The 16,699-nt window shown below is 44.1% G+C and carries 17 protein-coding genes; 7 read left to right on the forward strand and 10 right to left on the reverse strand.

The genetic code is table 11. From position 1 onward, the window contains the following. Positions 1-118 precede the first annotated feature (118 nt). The gene (gene nhaX, locus BSU_09690; protein NP_388850.2) at positions 119-619 is read right to left on the reverse strand and encodes a stress response protein, UspA family; all 501 of its coding nucleotides are present in this window, start codon (positions 617-619) and stop codon (positions 119-121) included. Between the two features lie 163 nt (positions 620-782). Between nhaX and bmrB the strand changes: the two genes are divergently transcribed. The 3 genes from bmrB (at position 783) to bmrD (ending at position 4,839) form a co-directional block, all read left to right on the forward strand. Further along, positions 783-944: a regulator leader peptide gene (bmrB, locus tag BSU_09700; RefSeq protein ID NP_388851.1), complete on the forward strand. Its 162-nt coding sequence runs from the start codon at positions 783-785 to the stop codon at positions 942-944. A gap of 119 nt (positions 945-1,063) precedes the next feature. Next, entirely contained in the window at positions 1,064-2,821 is a 1,758-nt protein-coding gene (bmrC, locus tag BSU_09710; protein ID NP_388852.1) for an efflux ABC transporter (ATP-binding protein), read from the forward strand. Beyond that, positions 2,818-4,839, forward strand: a complete 2,022-nt coding sequence (gene bmrD / locus BSU_09720; protein ID NP_388853.1) for an efflux ABC transporter (ATP-binding subunit) — start codon at positions 2,818-2,820, stop codon at positions 4,837-4,839. Before bmrC ends, bmrD begins: the two co-directional genes overlap by 4 nt. A 48-nt stretch (positions 4,840-4,887) precedes the next feature. On the opposite strand, the gene yheG is transcribed toward bmrD, so the two are convergent. The 6 genes from yheG to spaC form a co-directional block, all read right to left on the reverse strand. Next, the gene (yheG, locus tag BSU_09730) at positions 4,888-5,508 is read right to left on the reverse strand and encodes a putative NADH-flavin oxidoreductase (RefSeq protein ID NP_388854.1); all 621 of its coding nucleotides are present in this window, start codon (positions 5,506-5,508) and stop codon (positions 4,888-4,890) included. 38 nt (positions 5,509-5,546) lie between these two features. Continuing rightward, positions 5,547-5,672, reverse strand: coding sequence for a hypothetical protein (gene yheF, locus BSU_09740; RefSeq protein ID NP_388855.1), 126 nt, complete (start codon positions 5,670-5,672; stop codon positions 5,547-5,549). Between the two features lie 104 nt (positions 5,673-5,776). Next, positions 5,777-5,980 (reverse strand): small acid-soluble spore protein (beta-type SASP), encoded by a 204-nt coding sequence (sspB, locus tag BSU_09750; protein ID NP_388856.1) that lies wholly within the window; start codon positions 5,978-5,980, stop codon positions 5,777-5,779. 208 nt (positions 5,981-6,188) lie between these two features. After that, a complete protein-coding gene (yheE, locus tag BSU_09760) occupies positions 6,189-6,407 on the reverse strand; it encodes a conserved hypothetical protein (sporulation / germination island) (RefSeq protein NP_388857.1) in 219 nt (72 codons plus the stop codon). Between the two features lie 149 nt (positions 6,408-6,556). Then, positions 6,557-7,918 carry a spore coat associated protein gene (gene spaD / locus BSU_09770; protein ID NP_388858.2) on the reverse strand — a complete coding sequence of 454 codons (1,362 nt, stop codon included), beginning with the start codon at positions 7,916-7,918 and terminating at the stop codon, positions 6,557-6,559. Then, positions 7,908-8,999 carry a spore coat associated protein, subunit C gene (gene spaC / locus BSU_09780; RefSeq protein NP_388859.1) on the reverse strand — a complete coding sequence of 364 codons (1,092 nt, stop codon included), beginning with the start codon at positions 8,997-8,999 and terminating at the stop codon, positions 7,908-7,910. The genes spaD and spaC overlap by 11 nt, the downstream gene beginning before the upstream one ends. A 266-nt stretch (positions 9,000-9,265) precedes the next feature. Here spaC and yheB point away from each other — a divergent pair, with 266 nt between their 5' ends. Together yheB and yheA are read left to right on the forward strand one after the other, a co-directional pair. Continuing rightward, entirely contained in the window at positions 9,266-10,399 is a 1,134-nt protein-coding gene (gene yheB, locus BSU_09790; RefSeq protein ID NP_388860.1) for a hypothetical protein, read from the forward strand. A 92-nt stretch (positions 10,400-10,491) separates the two neighbouring features. Continuing rightward, positions 10,492-10,845 carry a hypothetical protein gene (yheA, locus tag BSU_09800; protein ID NP_388861.1) on the forward strand — a complete coding sequence of 118 codons (354 nt, stop codon included), beginning with the start codon at positions 10,492-10,494 and terminating at the stop codon, positions 10,843-10,845. A 43-nt stretch (positions 10,846-10,888) separates the two neighbouring features. Here yheA and yhaZ read toward each other — a convergent pair whose 3' ends face one another. Continuing rightward, positions 10,889-11,962, reverse strand: a complete 1,074-nt coding sequence (gene yhaZ / locus BSU_09810) for a hypothetical protein (RefSeq protein NP_388862.1) — start codon at positions 11,960-11,962, stop codon at positions 10,889-10,891. A 485-nt stretch (positions 11,963-12,447) separates the two neighbouring features. On the opposite strand from yhaZ, the gene yhaX reads away from it, so the two are divergent. Together yhaX and hemZ are read left to right on the forward strand one after the other, a co-directional pair. Then, positions 12,448-13,314 carry a putative hydrolase gene (gene yhaX / locus BSU_09830; protein NP_388864.2) on the forward strand — a complete coding sequence of 289 codons (867 nt, stop codon included), beginning with the start codon at positions 12,448-12,450 and terminating at the stop codon, positions 13,312-13,314. 111 nt (positions 13,315-13,425) lie between these two features. Beyond that, positions 13,426-14,931, forward strand: a complete 1,506-nt coding sequence (hemZ, locus tag BSU_09840) for a coproporphyrinogen III oxidase (protein NP_388865.1) — start codon at positions 13,426-13,428, stop codon at positions 14,929-14,931. Between the two features lie 17 nt (positions 14,932-14,948). Here the strand turns inward: hemZ and khtU are convergent, their stop codons facing one another. Then, entirely contained in the window at positions 14,949-16,166 is a 1,218-nt protein-coding gene (gene khtU / locus BSU_09850) for a proton/potassium antiporter; methylglyoxal resistance (protein ID NP_388866.2), read from the reverse strand. A 6-nt stretch (positions 16,167-16,172) separates the two neighbouring features. Continuing rightward, on the reverse strand, positions 16,173-16,670 hold the full coding sequence (khtT, locus tag BSU_09860; protein NP_388867.1) for a K+/H+ antiporter for K+ efflux: 498 nt from the start codon (positions 16,668-16,670) through the stop codon (positions 16,173-16,175). Between the last annotated feature and the right edge of the window lie 29 nt (positions 16,671-16,699).

A 16,699-nucleotide genomic window follows, 5' to 3' on the forward strand; every position in this document is an offset into this window, starting at 1 on the left:
CCCATATTTATCTTTAATGCTTTTGTGCTTTTGGGCACGAAAGCATTATAACAGAAAAAAACGAAAATCTATGTTTTTTCACAATTATGAATATAAAAGAAGTGAGCACAGGGCGTGCTCACTTTACAATCAGGACGGGTATATCCGATTTCGCTGAAAGCTTTTCACTTACACTTCCGAATATTAGCTTTTTCAGCCTGTTTTGGTCTCTGCTTCCGGTTACGATCATATCGGCAGAAATGCGGTTTGCATGCTCGATAATTGATTCAGCCGGATCGCCTTCTAATATATCGATATCTCCATCTGCCTGCTGTTCATTCAGCATCATTCTGGCTTCGGCGATGACTTCTTCCGTACGGTCTTCATAGATCATTGGCTCAGGTGATGTTACATCCGATATCAGCGGATCAGGAACACTTGTCATGCCTCCGCTGATATAGCTTGCCTCAGCTGCGGGTCTGGGCGGGTCGATGACGGTCTGATTGTCTTTCATATCATGTGAATGGGCGACGGTAATAGCGGCATTTACGGTTTTAGCAAGATCAATGGCTGTCAGAAGCGCTTTCTTACTATTTTCACTTCCGTCAAACGCAACAATGATACGGTCAGCATGGAACATCCTTCTCACCCTTTCAAAGCGTCTTACAACACTACTACCCGAATTTGAGCACAATTAACCTTTTCCTATTCAAGTAATGATTGACAATAAAAGGTTTTGTTTATATGATGATAAAAAGATGAAATCAGAATGGAAGGAGGGTTTGCTATGCCAAGGAATTTGCGTGTTTATCAAACAGTTTCATATTGGCGCGGCAAACCTTTTGTTCTGTTTTCGTGAACGGTTTTTTAGGTCGGACCGCGCGCTGAAAAGCGCTGTGCGTAACATATCGGTTAAAAAAGGCATGGAGCTGACGCTTCATGCCTTTTTTATATACAAAATCTAAGGAAAGACAGGTGTATGGGATGTGAAGACAAATACAGAGGCGAGGGCAGTTCGTGCCAAACTGGATGAAAAAAGCTGCAAGGAAAAAATAGAAGGCGGCTGATGAGGAGATGGGGATAGATGTTTTCAGTTTTGAAAAAGCTTGGCTGGTTTTTTAAGGCGTACTGGCTGCGCTATACGATTGCGATTGTCCTTTTATTAGCAGTCAATGTCATTGAAATGTTTCCGCCTAAGCTCTTGGGGAACGCCATAGATGATATGAAAGCAGGGGCATTTACTGCGGAAGGGCTGCTGTTTTATATCGGTATCTTTTTTGTGCTGACGGCGGCCGTGTATATCATGTCTTATTTTTGGATGCATCAGCTGTTTGGCGGAGCGAATCTGATGGAGAAAATTCTTCGTACGAAGCTGATGGGGCATTTGCTGACTATGTCGCCGCCGTTTTATGAAAAAAACCGAACAGGCGATTTAATGGCACGAGGGACAAATGATCTTCAGGCCGTCAGTTTAACCACAGGGTTTGGCATCTTGACGTTAGTTGATTCTACGATGTTTATGATGACGATCTTTTTGACAATGGGGTTTTTGATCAGCTGGAAGCTGACCTTTGCCGCCATTATCCCGCTTCCAGTCATGGCGATTGCAATCAGTCTATATGGAAGTAAAATTCATGAGCGGTTTACTGAGGCCCAAAACGCGTTCGGGGCGCTGAATGACAGAGTGCTGGAATCTGTTTCAGGCGTGCGGGTGATTCGCGCGTATGTTCAGGAAACAAACGATGTTCGCCGGTTTAATGAAATGACCGCTGATGTTTATCAGAAAAATATGAAAGTGGCTTTTATTGATTCACTGTTTGAGCCGACGGTAAAACTGCTTGTCGGCGCAAGCTATCTGATTGGGCTCGGCTACGGAGCGTTTCTTGTATTCCGGAACGAGCTGACGCTTGGAGAGTTAGTGTCCTTTAACGTTTATCTCGGCATGATGATTTGGCCGATGTTTGCAATCGGTGAACTCATTAATGTGATGCAGCGCGGCAATGCGTCATTAGATCGGGTAAATGAAACTCTTTCTTATGAAACGGATGTGACAGATCCAAAACAGCCCGCTGATCTTAAAGAGCCTGGAGATATCGTTTTCAGTCATGTCAGCTTTACATATCCAAGCTCAACAAGTGACAATCTTCAGGATATTTCATTTACGGTGCGAAAAGGGCAGACTGTCGGGATTGCAGGTAAAACCGGGAGCGGAAAAACGACAATTATTAAGCAGCTTTTGCGCCAGTATCCTCCAGGTGAAGGGAGCATTACATTTTCAGGTGTACCGATTCAGCAAATCCCTCTTGACCGTCTCCGCGGATGGATCGGATATGTGCCTCAGGATCATTTACTGTTTTCACGGACTGTAAAAGAAAATATTTTATACGGAAAACAGGATGCAACTGATAAAGAGGTTCAGCAAGCCATTGCCGAAGCACATTTTGAAAAAGATTTGCACATGCTTCCGTCCGGTCTGGAGACAATGGTCGGTGAAAAAGGCGTGGCACTGTCAGGCGGGCAGAAACAAAGAATTTCGATCGCGAGAGCACTCATGGCGAATCCGGAAATCTTGATTCTGGATGATTCACTTTCCGCTGTAGATGCCAAAACAGAGGCTGCAATTATCAAGAACATCAGAGAAAACCGCAAAGGAAAAACGACATTTATTTTGACACACCGATTATCCGCGGTAGAGCACGCTGACCTGATCCTTGTGATGGACGGCGGCGTCATTGCTGAGAGAGGCACGCATCAAGAACTGCTGGCCAATAATGGGTGGTACCGGGAACAATATGAAAGACAGCAGCTGTTCACTGCGGAAGAAGGGGGAGCAGGGGCATGAAAATAGGAAAAACGTTATGGAGATACGCACTTCTTTATCGAAAATTGCTGATCACAGCCGTCCTTTTGCTAACTGTTGCCGTCGGTGCAGAACTGACTGGGCCCTTTATTGGCAAAAAAATGATAGACGACCATATCCTCGGCATTGAGAAAACATGGTATGAAGCTGCGGAAAAAGATAAAAATGCCGTTCAGTTTCACGGCGTCTCATATGTCAGAGAGGACCGATTGCAGGAGCCTGTTTCAAAAGCAAAAGAAGCGCATATTTATCAAGTGGGAATGGCGTTCTATTTTGTTGATCAGGCTGTCAGCTTCGACGGGAATAGAACGGTTTCTGACGGGAAGCTGACGATCACAAACGGAGACAAGAGCCGGGCATATGCTGCCGAAAAGCTGACTAAGCAGGAACTTTTCCAGTTCTATCAGCCGGAAATAAAGGGAATGGTGTTACTGATCTGCCTGTATGGGGGCTTGCTTGTGTTTTCGGTATTCTTTCAATACGGACAGCATTATCTGCTGCAGATGAGCGCCAATCGGATTATTCAAAAGATGAGGCAGGACGTGTTTTCGCACATACAGAAAATGCCGATTCGCTATTTTGACAACCTTCCGGCCGGAAAAGTCGTTGCGCGGATTACCAATGATACGGAGGCTATTAGGGATTTATATGTCACAGTGCTTTCAACATTTGTGACAAGCGGAATCTATATGTTCGGGATATTCACGGCTTTGTTTCTGCTTGATGTGAAGCTTGCGTTTGTATGTCTGGCAATTGTGCCGATTATCTGGCTGTGGTCGGTCATATACCGGAGATATGCGTCATATTACAACCAAAAAATCCGCTCGATCAACAGTGACATTAACGCAAAAATGAATGAGTCAATTCAAGGCATGACCATTATTCAGGCTTTCCGCCATCAAAAGGAAACAATGAGAGAATTTGAGGAATTAAATGAATCACATTTTTATTTCCAAAACAGGATGCTGAATTTAAACTCCTTAATGTCCCATAATCTGGTCAATGTCATCCGCAATCTTGCGTTCGTCTGTCTGATCTGGCATTTTGGCGGTGCGAGCCTGAATGCGGCGGGGATTGTTTCTATCGGTGTGCTGTACGCGTTTGTCGATTATTTGAACCGGTTATTTCAGCCGATCACAGGCATCGTCAATCAGTTTTCAAAGCTGGAGCTTGCAAGGGTCTCCGCCGGGCGTGTTTTTGAACTGCTTGAAGAAAAGAATACGGAAGAAGCGGGTGAACCGGCGAAGGAGCGCGCGCTGGGGCGGGTTGAATTTCGTGATGTGTCATTTGCGTATCAAGAAGGTGAAGAGGTATTAAAGCATATTTCCTTTACTGCGCAAAAAGGCGAAACCGTAGCGCTCGTCGGCCATACCGGATCAGGAAAAAGCTCGATTTTGAATCTTCTGTTTCGTTTTTATGATGCGCAAAAAGGTGATGTCTTAATTGATGGAAAAAGCATTTACAACATGTCAAGACAGGAACTCAGATCCCATATGGGTATTGTGCTTCAGGACCCGTACTTATTCTCGGGCACAATCGGATCTAACGTAAGTCTGGATGACGAAAGAATGACTGAAGAAGAAATAAAAAATGCACTGCGGCAAGTCGGTGCTGAGCCTCTTCTTAAGAAGCTTCCGAAGGGCATTAATGAGCCCGTGATTGAAAAAGGCAGCACGCTATCCTCTGGAGAGCGGCAGTTAATTTCTTTCGCTAGAGCTTTGGCGTTTGATCCCGCGATCTTGATTTTAGATGAGGCAACGGCGCATATTGATACAGAGACAGAGGCCGTGATCCAGAAGGCGCTTGATGTCGTCAAACAAGGACGCACCACCTTCGTCATCGCTCACCGGCTTTCAACAATCAGAAATGCTGATCAGATTTTGGTTCTTGATAAAGGAGAAATTGTTGAGAGAGGGAACCACGAGGAACTGATGGCATTAGAAGGCCAATATTATCAAATGTATGAACTGCAAAAGGGACAGAAACATTCCATTGCATAACGCTCAAAAACCCAAAACAATCGTGTTTTGGGTTTTTGGTTTATGTAGTCAATAAGCCAGTCCGACACGGTTTCCGACATACTCACCTGTAACGAGCTCACGATATAAAAAGTCCGCAGTATCGCCGACCGAAATGCTTGTGCCGCCCTCAGGCAAAACGTTACGCTCCGTACGATAAACGCCGGTTGCTGTTCCGTCCGGGAGGTAAGTGGGGCAGATGATTGTCCAGTCTAATGATGATTCTTTAAGCATTTCGTATACTTTTGCATGCTCCTTGGCTGCGCGGGTCTGCTTTCGTTTCGATTCATTTGTTTCAAACCGGTATTTTCCCGGTTCATATCGGGAATCTAGGATCCCTGCGGTGCCGATCGTAATAAGCCGTTTGATATGCTGTTCCTCCATAACGGAGAGAATGTGTGCCATAGCAGTTGACAAGGTATCATCACCATCTGTGCCTAGACAGCTGATCACGATTTCAGCATTCTCCATTATTTTTTTCACATCTTCTAAGCGGCGGGCGTTCCCCATGACAGTTCTGTCTTTTGAAAGGGGAAGATCAGCATGTTGAGATCTGATCAGAGCGAAAATATCAAATCTTTCATCTGCTGCAGCTTGTGTTAAAAAGGCTTGTCCGACGCGGCCGCTGGCTCCTAATAAAGCGATTTTCATTAAAAAACCTCCTCGCCTTTCATTATAAAAGGATGTTCTCAGTTTGAACAGCGCGGGAAAGAATACCTGTACAAATAAACAGAACGATGGGAAACATATTCATGAATCATGGATACACTTACGAATTGAACCAGCTCCCAATTCACAATGGTGATGAATGACACCCCGATTCCCTCCCTTTTTTTCTAGGATATGTGGAGCAGGAAAAAAGGGTGACAAAATAAAGAGAGCGCGGAAACCGCGCCCTCTATAGCCATATATTGAATTGTTATTGAACTCTGCCGCCCATTTGCTGCTGAGCGAAAGATACTAAACGTTTTGTGATTTCTCCTCCGACAGAACCGTTAGCGCGAGAAGTTGTGTCCGCTCCAAGGTTAACGCCGAATTCAGAAGCGATTTCAAGTTTCATTTGATCGATAGCCTGAGCTGCGCCAGGAACTAGTAAGTCATTTGAAGAGTTTTGGTTAGCCATGTGTAAAATCTCCTTTTTATTTAGTATGGTTGGGTTAACTGGAGTTGCACCAATCTGTGAACCCTTCTCGGGTGTCACTGCCGCCTCGGCGTAACCCAATGCTTTGCCGGCTTGTTACTACGTATTATGTTAAAATGGCCGGAAAATCATGCGGAGAATTGTGTGGTAAATCTTGAGAAATAAAAAAAGCTTAGCCGTTTAGGCTAAGCTAGTCATAAATATGAAAAAGCATCAGTTCATGTATCTCGTTTGTAAGAGCAGGCTCGTCAGCGCGGGCGGGAAACAAGTCTCCCCATTCAATCTCACCGCTCTTATGATAGATGCCTTCATAATGGGTCCCTTTATAATAAAATGAAATTTTCCATCCGGGCAGCTTTTCTTTTGGGAACAAAGGTTTCCAGCTGAAATGAGAAATCATTACGGCCACGCTCCTTACATTTGGTATCAATTGACCTAAATAAAAACGGCTTATGTTCATTGTATCATTGTTTCAGAACATCATTGAAGAGGCCTAAATATGCAGTTTGTCCCAGCTTTGGATAAAGATAAGCCCGCTTTATTAAAAAAGCGGACAGGTTACGAAGGCCACAATGCTTCCGGAGATGTGATTGCCTTCTCAGATAAATATGACGCGTATTCAAAACTTCTTCGTTTTGTAAGAGAATCAACATGATGCAAATTTGGATGAGAAAAAATGCTTCGGCCCGGGCGCGAATTCGCTTCAAACATCCATACTTTACCGTTCTGATCAATGCCAAAATCGAAACCAATCTCCCCGATAAATCCCTCGATATGATCATGAAGGACATGGCTTGCAGTCAGTGCCGCTGCAGAAAGCTTTTTAATGACCTCAACTCTTTCAGCGGGATCATCGTATACTTCCGCAAGTGTCTTTACAGTGCCGCCGTTAGAAAGATGTGTTGTAATGCTGTTCTTTCCGGAAATTTTTACGGCGATTGCTGTCACTGTCCATTTTCCTTTTCTGTTTTTATTGGTATGGACACGGAAATCCGCTGGTTTGCCTTGAAATTCGATGAGATCAACACCTTGCTGAATGAGAAAGTCGGACGGGTTGTGATGTTTTTGAAATTCTGCAAGGAATGAGGCGGCATCGGAATAATCAATTGATGTAAAAGTTTTGGCGTCATTCGTATGCTTTACCGTCAGGCCGCCATCTGTTCTTGTCAGCTGATAAATGCCGGTGCCGAGTGCTCCATTTGCCGGTTTGATATAGACTTTTTTGTATGCGCCACAGAGCTCATCTATCAGCTCCACAGACGGTGTCAGCTCGGATCTAGGCAAAAAGGGTGCCGTTCTTGGATCTTTTTCGAGCAATTGATGAACGTTCCATTTATTGAAAAACGTTTTATTAAACCATGGGATCTGATATTCATCGATCAGCCTCTTTTTTGTATGTTGCAAGAGAAGTGAATCTTCAATTTTTCGGTTCGGCAAACGGTCATAAACGACGTTCGGCAATGGAACGATTTTTTTCTCCCAGCCGTTTTCCCTGTAAAGGAGGCCTTCAATCGTGCCTTCCTCCCAATTGATTTGGTGCGCGCCAAAAACGAAGCAGTAGCCCCCGGCTTGCTCGTGTAACGTGACAAGTTTAGAAAAAAAGAGGGAACGATCCTTAAATGGGCGTTCAAGAGATACAGTAAACCCTGCCGTAAAGATGCCGACTAACGGCCCGATATGCACTGTATGATCATGAATCAGTATATCTGCCCTGCTTCGGTGGGGAAGCAAAAGCTCATGAAACAGATTTTCAGAGAGAAGCACGGTTTGTTCCAGATGCCGTCTGTAAGCAACGTGGCATCTGACAACCTTCGTTCCGAATGCGGCATGCAAAAGTCCGTCTTGCTTCAGCGAAGAGGGCAGAAACAGGGTGTTTTCACTGGTTTTGTCTATGCCGATCAAAAACCGTTTAGGATTCACGCGGAAGAACTCCTTTCTGGCTTTGCTCAGAAAACAGATATTGGCAGCGTTTTAGGGGACAAGTGTACAGCTGTTCTTTTTGCTCGGGAGAGACACGCAGGATTGACTTCCTGCCTGGTTTGGAATTGATATCTAAAATCCAAATTCTCCCGTCCTTTGCAAGACATATATCAAGACCGAGTTCAAACAACGGCCCATAGCGCTCGTCAAGATAATACGGAACCGATTGGGTAATTGAAAACACATCATCTAGTAAAACCACTTGCTGTTTTTTCGGTATATCTTCAAACCAGGAGTCAAATGTCAGCGCATCAGATCCGCCTGACAAATTGGCCAGCAGCCCGTGTTTGTATCCGCGTCTTACTGCCTTTCCGACTGTATTCCATTCACCTGCTTCGTTTTTTTCCATAAACAGACGAATATCACAAGGGTATTGTTCCTTATCTTGAATGTTTAAGTAAGGCTGAAGCAAATATTGATGCTGAAGCACTTTTTTGCACCATGTTTTAAAAGAAGTCTGGTTGGAAAACGTTTTTGTCTGCTTATCCTTTCCGATGTGATAAGTAGCAGTGATGTTTTTCTTGCCCAGCTTCAAAAGAATCACGCCTCTGCCTCCCGCGCCGAATGCCGGTTTAAGGATGCAGGCTTTTTCTTTGGATAAAAAGGAGTGAATTTGTTCGTAGCGGCTCACCTTTATCGTTTCGGGAATATAGGGATTGATTACAGAGTGCTGCTGCAAATCGTGAAGGACGGTCCACTTATCGGGAAGACCCCGCCCGATAAATTCCGTTTTCGGATATTTTTTGAGCCACTCAACGATTGGTTTTGCTTTTTGGGAATGTGAATCCTTGCCGTAAAAACAGCGATCATAAATATAATCTGGAATCGCCATTTCAGTTTCGTTCCATGTGCTGCTGGCCGAATGATAGACCGATGCTTTGACACGCAAAGTGTCAGGTGAAATATCAAATGGTGTAAACCGGATGAAACGTATGCCGAATTCGGGTGCTCTTTTGGCCAGTTCTGCGGAATAATCCGCTTCATGCTGGCGGGATAAGGACATAAAACCGAGTGTTATCATGGTGAGACTCCCCCTTTTATTCAAAAGCTGCCGGCGGGTGTCCGCAGCTTTACACTAAATACATGTAAGACGAACGCAGCTGACGGTATTCTACTTTACAGAATACGATTCTCCACCTTGCCCTATTCCAAAAGAACAAGCTGATTTTCTAAGAACAGGAATTTGTCTCCTCGTTTGCTAAGTGATTGCATGAGCCTCTATAATACGTATAGGTACATAATCTATATGAAAAAAGCTGAAGCACAGATGGAGGAAGATGAATAGGAATGGGTATTGCAGGAACCTTTATTTTTATGATCGTGATCGGCGCTGCCATTGGAGCGGTGACCAATCATTTAGCAATTCAAATGCTGTTTAGGCCGTATAAAGCGTACTATTTGTTTGGGAAACGAGTTCCTTTTACGCCCGGGCTGATTCCAAGACGGCGAGATGAACTTGCAAAACAAATGGGACTGATGGTAGTCAATCATCTCTTAACCCCTGAAGGCATTAAAAAGCGGCTCGTCTCTGATGCAGCCAAAACGCAGGCTCTTCGAGTGGGGGAACAGCTGATTCAAAAGCTGTCACTTTCTGAAGTGACAGTAAAAGAAGCGCTTGAAAAAGCCGGGATGAAGCGCCCCGAAAAAGCTGCTGATGCATGGATCAGCAGCTGGACCGATGATAAGCTGCATGAGCTTTTCCGCCAATACGGGGACCAATCGTTAAAAGAGCTGGTGCCTATAGAGGTGCAGGAAAAGCTTGAGGAAAAAATTCCGATGATTTCAGGATATATATTGTCACGGAGTGTCCGTTATTTTGAAAGTGATGAAGGAAAAATCCGTCTTGGCAATATGATTGATGACTTTTTAAAAGAGCGCGGCATGCTTGGAAGCATGGTGCAATTGTTTCTTGGCAATTCAAGCCTTGCGGATCGCGTGCTGCCGGAGCTGCTGAAATTCTTGCGCAATGAGGAAACAAATAAATTGCTTTCTGATCTCTTAAAAAACGAATGGGGCAAGCTGAGGGAGTATACGTTTAATGAAGCAGATGAAAAATGGAATGCAAAGGCGCTCATTTTCAGTTTGAAACGAAGAGTGCTGCAAGCATTTTCGACTGCCCCTTTCTTCAACAATACGATTGGCACGCTTACCGTCCGCTATGAATCTGAGCTGACCCAGCAAATGCTGCCGGCACTATTAGACAAATTGCTTGAAGGTATTTCGTCCAACCTTGAAAGTGTCTTAAAACGGTTGCGTCTTGAGGAAATCGTCAAGGAGCAGGTGGATCAGTTCCCGGTGGAGCGTCTTGAAGAAATGGTGCTGTCCATTTCAAAAAAAGAATTTAAAATGATTACCTATTTGGGGGGCCTTCTCGGCGGAATTATAGGCGCGATTCAAGCATTGTTTGTCATCCTTTTTTAAGAAGAAATGGTTTTTGATTAATGAAAGGAGCTCCATAGTCTGTTATAGTGGAGTGGTATGTCAAACGGCAATGATGAAAGGAGCTATTTACAATGGCTGTTAATTTTTATGATGTAGCGTATGATCTGGAAAATGCATTACGCGGGAGCGAAGAATTCACCCGTTTAAAAAACCTTTACGACGAAGTTAACGCAGATGAATCAGCGAAGCGCATGTTCGAAAACTTCCGTGATGTACAGCTTAGACTCCAGCAAAAACAAATGGCAGGAGAAGAGATTACACAAGAAGAAGTGACGCAGGCTCAAAAAACAGTTGCGCTTGTACAGCAGCACGAAAAAATTTCTCAGCTGATGGAAGCGGAGCAGCGCATGAGCATGCTGATTGGTGAATTGAACAAAATCATTATGAAGCCTTTAGAAGAGCTTTACGGCAGTGTTGAAGGCTAATAAGCAAAATCCCTTCTTGGATAAGAAGGGATTTTTTATTCACTCAGCAAACTTGGAAATCCAATGAATCTTTTACCTCTCCATTGATGATGACTGATAATGTATGAATTCCTTTGTAATGCTTTCTGGTGGTTAAATCCTTAAAGGATTGGATTCTTGTGTATGACTTCGTTTCGTTTTTTCGTATATTTGTTTCTGTTATTTTAAATACTTTCTGATGACGCTGGCCTCTTGCTTTTACAAAATCAATTGCGTACTCAATTCTTACTTTTTGATCCCTGTCTGAATGAATATAGAAAGAAAATTCAAGGCTTTCGCCAATAACTATACGTTTGGGCTGGCATGTTAAATCATGTAGTTGTATCGAATCAGCATTTTCATAACCAAAAAGCGCTAAGGCCTGTTTATCACCCTTTTTTAATAAGGTCCGATAGGCGTGTTTGATAATCCAGTCTGTATGGGGATGTGTTCCGTACCATTGATCTGCGACTTTTCTCAGTAAATGAGGATGCGTTTTTGATATATCATTAAGGTTGTTGGCCACGCTTTTTCTTACATATAAAGACTCGTCCTGCATCAGCTTCTCAAGGATCGGCAATACGGGGGAAGGGTCCGATTTCAAAGCCGGTATCGATTTTCCCCATGGCAGGCGGGGCCTGCTGCCTTCGCTCGCAAGTCTTCTCACGTGTTCATTTTTATGCTCAGACCATGCAAGCAATTGTGCAATCATCTTTTCTTGATCTAACAGCAAAAAAGGCCTTACAGCAAATTCTGAGGTCGAATATTGCGTAAAGGATTCCAATGCCTTTATTGATTCTTCCCAATGCGCTAACCCGTACTGTTCCACATAATCTGGAAATAAAATTCCGCTGAGTCCTTTAAAATGAGGGGCTGTATCCCGTAAAATTGTGAGCGCTTCAACGTATTGTTTTGGCAAAGTTTCGTATAAAGAAACTGTCACGCGGCGCATCCGCTCTTTTAAAGTGAGTTCAGGCCAGTCCTCCAGCCGTAATGTATCCAAGAATCTGTTTTTGTTAAAATCAGGATAGGATGACCTTACATGATGGATCAACTGAGATATCAGTTCTTCATTATATATTTCTTTTAAATCAGCCATATAAACACCGCTTTTTCGTTTATTATTTATATTGTATGGGAATGTACGTTCTGGATCAAGTGTATAGTCCTAAAAATTAACAACTGATCCTACCACGGATATACAAAAGTTGGTTACTTTTTTTAGTTAAAAAAACCCTTGTCATCGGAAAGGAAAACTGAGATAATAACATTGAAAGCGCCTACACTTACCTATTTCAAATGGATACGGTCGCATATCATGCCGTTATATAGAGGGGATAAGCAACAGAGAGTAAGTGTTCGGAGCGCATCATTGGTCAAACAAGGGGTTCCTGATACATGATTTTTCGTAAATCGAAATAACGATATTAGGGAGAATGGCTGCTTCGATCGTATCCTATCAACAAGCCATACATAAAGTCTGCTGAGCCAGGCTTTTTTTGCTTTAAGAAAAGGTTGTTCTAAACACAGAGACAGGGTCATATCCTATACACAAGTACAGTCATCAAGGAGGGGGACATCTCTGTGTCAAAACAATTGCTTGCCTTAAATATAGATGGAGCGCTGCTTCGGTCGAACGGGAAGATTCATCAGGCAACGAAAGACGCGATTGAATATGTAAAGAAAAAAGGGATTTACGTCACACTTGTGACCAACCGTCATTTTCGCTCAGCACAGAAAATAGCGAAATCGCTAAAGCTTGATGCCAAGCTGATCACCCATAGCGGGGCATATATCGCTGAGAAAATTGACGCCCCGTTTTTTGAAAAAAGAATTTCTGATGATCATACCTTTAACATTGTTCAAGTGCTGGAGAGCTATCAATGCAATATTCGGCTTCTTCACGAAAAGTATTCCATCGGAAACAAGAAAAAGGTGAATTCGAATTTATTAGGGAAAGCACTCATTCATCCGTCTGACCCGATCTTTTATCCAGTCCAGTTCGTTGAATCATTAAGCGATCTCCTCATGGATGAGCCGGTGAGTGCACCCGTCATCGAGGTGTACACGGAGCACGACATTCAGCATGACATTACAGAAACGATTACAAAAGCCTTCCCTGCGGTGGACGTGATTCGCGTAAACGATGAGAAACTGAATATCGTCCCGAAGGGTGTCTCGAAGGAAGCGGGTTTGGCCCTCGTCGCTTCAGAGCTGGGCCTGAGTATGGATGATGTCGTGGCCATTGGGCATCAGTATGACGATCTGCCGATGATCGAACTTGCCGGTCTTGGGGTAGCGATGGGGAATGCCGTTCCGGAAATTAAGAGAAAGGCAGATTGGGTTACAAGGTCCAATGACGAGCAAGGTGTCGCTTATATGATGAAGGAATATTTCCGAATGCAGCAGCGAAAAGGATTTCTTGATAAGTTCCACATGAAACGTGTGTAAAAAAGCCGCTCGCGCCCTGACAGGTGCGGCGGCTTTTTTGCCGGATTGATTTTAGCAGTTTATTTCTGTACACTAAAGAAAGTTTTGAATCTGATAAATTAGGTGATGAAGTTGCAAATTAAAATAGAAGGCATACATGATGACCGCCTGCATCGGCCTCTGCAAAATATTGCAAATTTGTTTTATGAAGAGTGCGAGCTTGCGTATGGCGGAGAGGAGCCCGCAGATTTTGTCATTTCTTTAGCGTTGTCACAAACGGATGAGCATGTGACGGTTTCTGGAGAAGTGAAGGGTACTGGCATAAAGGAACAGCATACAAAATTCTTTTCTCCAGACATGACTGAAAAAGAAGCTTTTAAGCAAGTGAAAAACACAATTTCTTATGTGTATCTCAATCTTCTTCAGGCGCATACGGGCATTACGCAGAAGTGGGGAATCCTCACAGGAATCCGGCCCACAAAGCTGCTTCATAAAAAACTGCAAAGCGGAATGTCCAAGGAGCAAGCGCATGCTGAGTTGAAAAAAGACTATTTAATTCATGATGAAAAAATCATGCTAATGCAGGAAATTGTTGACCGTCAGCTGGCGGCAGTGCCGGATTTGTACCGAGTAAAGGATGAAGTCAGCATTTATATCGGCATTCCGTTCTGCCCGACAAAATGCGCGTATTGCACATTCCCTGCGTACGCTATCCAAGGACAGGCGGGCAGAGTCGGCTCATTCCTATGGGGACTGCATTACGAAATGCAGAAAATCGGTGAATGGCTGAAGGAGCATGATGTTAAGGTTACAACCATTTACTTTGGCGGCGGGACGCCGACAAGCATTACAGCGGAGGAGATGGATCTGCTGTATGAAGAAATGGTCCGCTCCTTCCCGGATGTGAAAAACATTCGTGAGATTACGGTGGAGGCCGGTCGTCCTGACACGATTACAGAAGAAAAACTCGCCGTTTTAAACAAATATGACATTGATCGGATCAGCATCAATCCGCAATCCTACGAAAACGAAACGCTAAAGGCGATCGGGCGGCACCATACGGTTGAAGAGACCATTGAGAAATATCATCTGTCACGCCAGCACGGCATGAATAATATTAACATGGACTTGATTATTGGTTTGCCTGGGGAAGGCGTGAAGGAGTTCAGGCACAGTCTTTCAGAAACAGAAAAACTGATGCCGGAATCCCTTACCGTTCATACTCTTTCATTTAAACGGGCGTCAGAAATGACGAGAAACAAGCATAAGTACAAAGTTGCCGGCAGGGAAGAGGTTTCTCAAATGATGGAAGACGCGGTAGCCTGGACGAAAGAGCATGGGTACGTGCCTTATTATTTATACCGCCAGAAAAACATTCTTGGAAACCTTGAAAACGTCGGATACTCTTTGCCGGGACAAGAAAGCATCTACAACATTATGATTATGGAAGAGGTGCAGACGATTATTGGCATCGGCTGCGGCGCTGCTAGTAAATTTATTGATCGGGATACAGGGAAAATTACGCATTTTGCGAATCCGAAAGATCCGAAATCGTACAATGAGCGCTTCGAGCACTACACGGACGAAAAAATCAAATATTTAGAGCAGATTTTTGAAAAAACGACAAAGCAGCACTGATTACAGTGCTGCTTTTTTTATCCCTGTTTTTTTGCGGGCTGAACCTCAGGCTTCCATTTAAATACCTTGTTCAGCAAGCGGTAAATTCGTTTTGATTCCTTTGTGACAAGCGGTCCCAAAATCGCCAGAATGAGGACATATAATGCGGCAAACGGCTTTAATGTGGCCGACAGTCCGCCGGCTATCCCGAGATTCGCAACGATAATCGAAAATTCTCCCCGCGATACGATCGTCAGCCCGATATTCGATGAAGCCTTATGAGAAAGCCCTGCGCGTCGTCCTGCCACCATTCCGGCGATAAAATTTCCCAGAATGGTCAAAATCACTGCACCCAACGCAAGCCAAACCGCTTCACCAAGCGAAAACGGATCGATGCTGAGGCCGAAGCTGAAAAAGAACATCGCACCGAAGAAGTCGCGAAACGGAACAACGAGGTGTTCAATCCTATCGGAATGCTCTGTTTCTGAAAAGACCAAACCGAGCAGCAGCGCGCCGATTGCTTCTGCTACATGAATCGTCTCTGAAAAACCGGCGATAAAAAAGAGTGCTGCGAAAATGACGATAATAAACACTTCGTTTGAGCGAATGTCCAACAGTTTGTTCAACAGCGGCGGGAGTTTTCTTGCTGCGATAAAAAACAGCAGCATATAACCGAAGGCGATCAAAATGGACAAGAGTGCACTCCCTACGGATGTCGCATCACCTAGTATAAGGCCGGAAACAACGGACAGATATACGGCAAGGAAAATATCTTCAAACATGATGATGCCGAGAATCAATTCGGTTTCCGGGTTGGCGGTTCTTTTTAAATCAACGAGCACTTTTGCGACAATCGCACTTGACGAGATTGTGATGACGCCTGCGAGGATGAGGACTTCCAGAAAGGAAAATCCGGTGATAAACCCGTAAAGCAGTCCGAGGCTGAAGTTAATCAAAATATAAATCGTCCCGCCGACCGCGATTGATTTTCCTGATTTGATTAACTTCCCGACAGAGAATTCGAGTCCGAGATAGAAGAGGAGGAACAGTACGCCCATTCGCCCGAAAAACTCGATGATTTCACTGCTTTGAATAAATGTTAGATCAATAATCCCCATTTTCGGCGCGTGCGGTCCAACAAGCATTCCCAGCACAATCAGAAACGGAATAATCGAAAATTTAATTTTATTGGCGATCACACTGGCGATTGCCACAAGCACAAGTGCAGTTCCGACTTCAAATACAAGATGGTCCATCGGGGCTCACACGCCCTCTCCAGAAAGAAAATCGTGAATCAGTTTCTTCAGATGCTTTCTCTCACCTGAGAGGACAAGGGTGTCATTTTCTTCAATAATCGAATCCGCTCCGGGATTTAGGAGCTTTTCCTGGTTGTGTTTGATAATCGCAATAACAGTGACATCGTAATTCTGGCGAACATCAAGCTCACCGAGTGTGCGTCCGATCGATTTGGCGCCTTTTTCGACCTTAAACCATTCAATAATAAGATCGCTGAAGGCCATTTCGATGGACTCCAGAGCTTGCGGTTTATAGACCATGCCCCCGAGAATAGCTGCAATTTGCCTTGCTTCAGAATCATCCAATGAAATATTTGAAAGAAGCTCATCCGGGTCCCGGTCATTAAACCGGTAAATTTCCCTTCTTCCGTCATCATGAATGATAATCGTCATTTTTTCGTGGCTTCTTGTTTCGATTTCAAACTTTTTGCCGATGCCCGGCAGATCGTTTTCTTTAATATTCAATGAAAATCCCTCCGAATGTAGTGTTGGCA

The sequence above is a fragment of the Bacillus subtilis subsp. subtilis str. 168 genome, from assembly GCF_000009045.1.
Classification (GTDB): Bacteria; Bacillota; Bacilli; order Bacillales; family Bacillaceae; genus Bacillus; species Bacillus subtilis.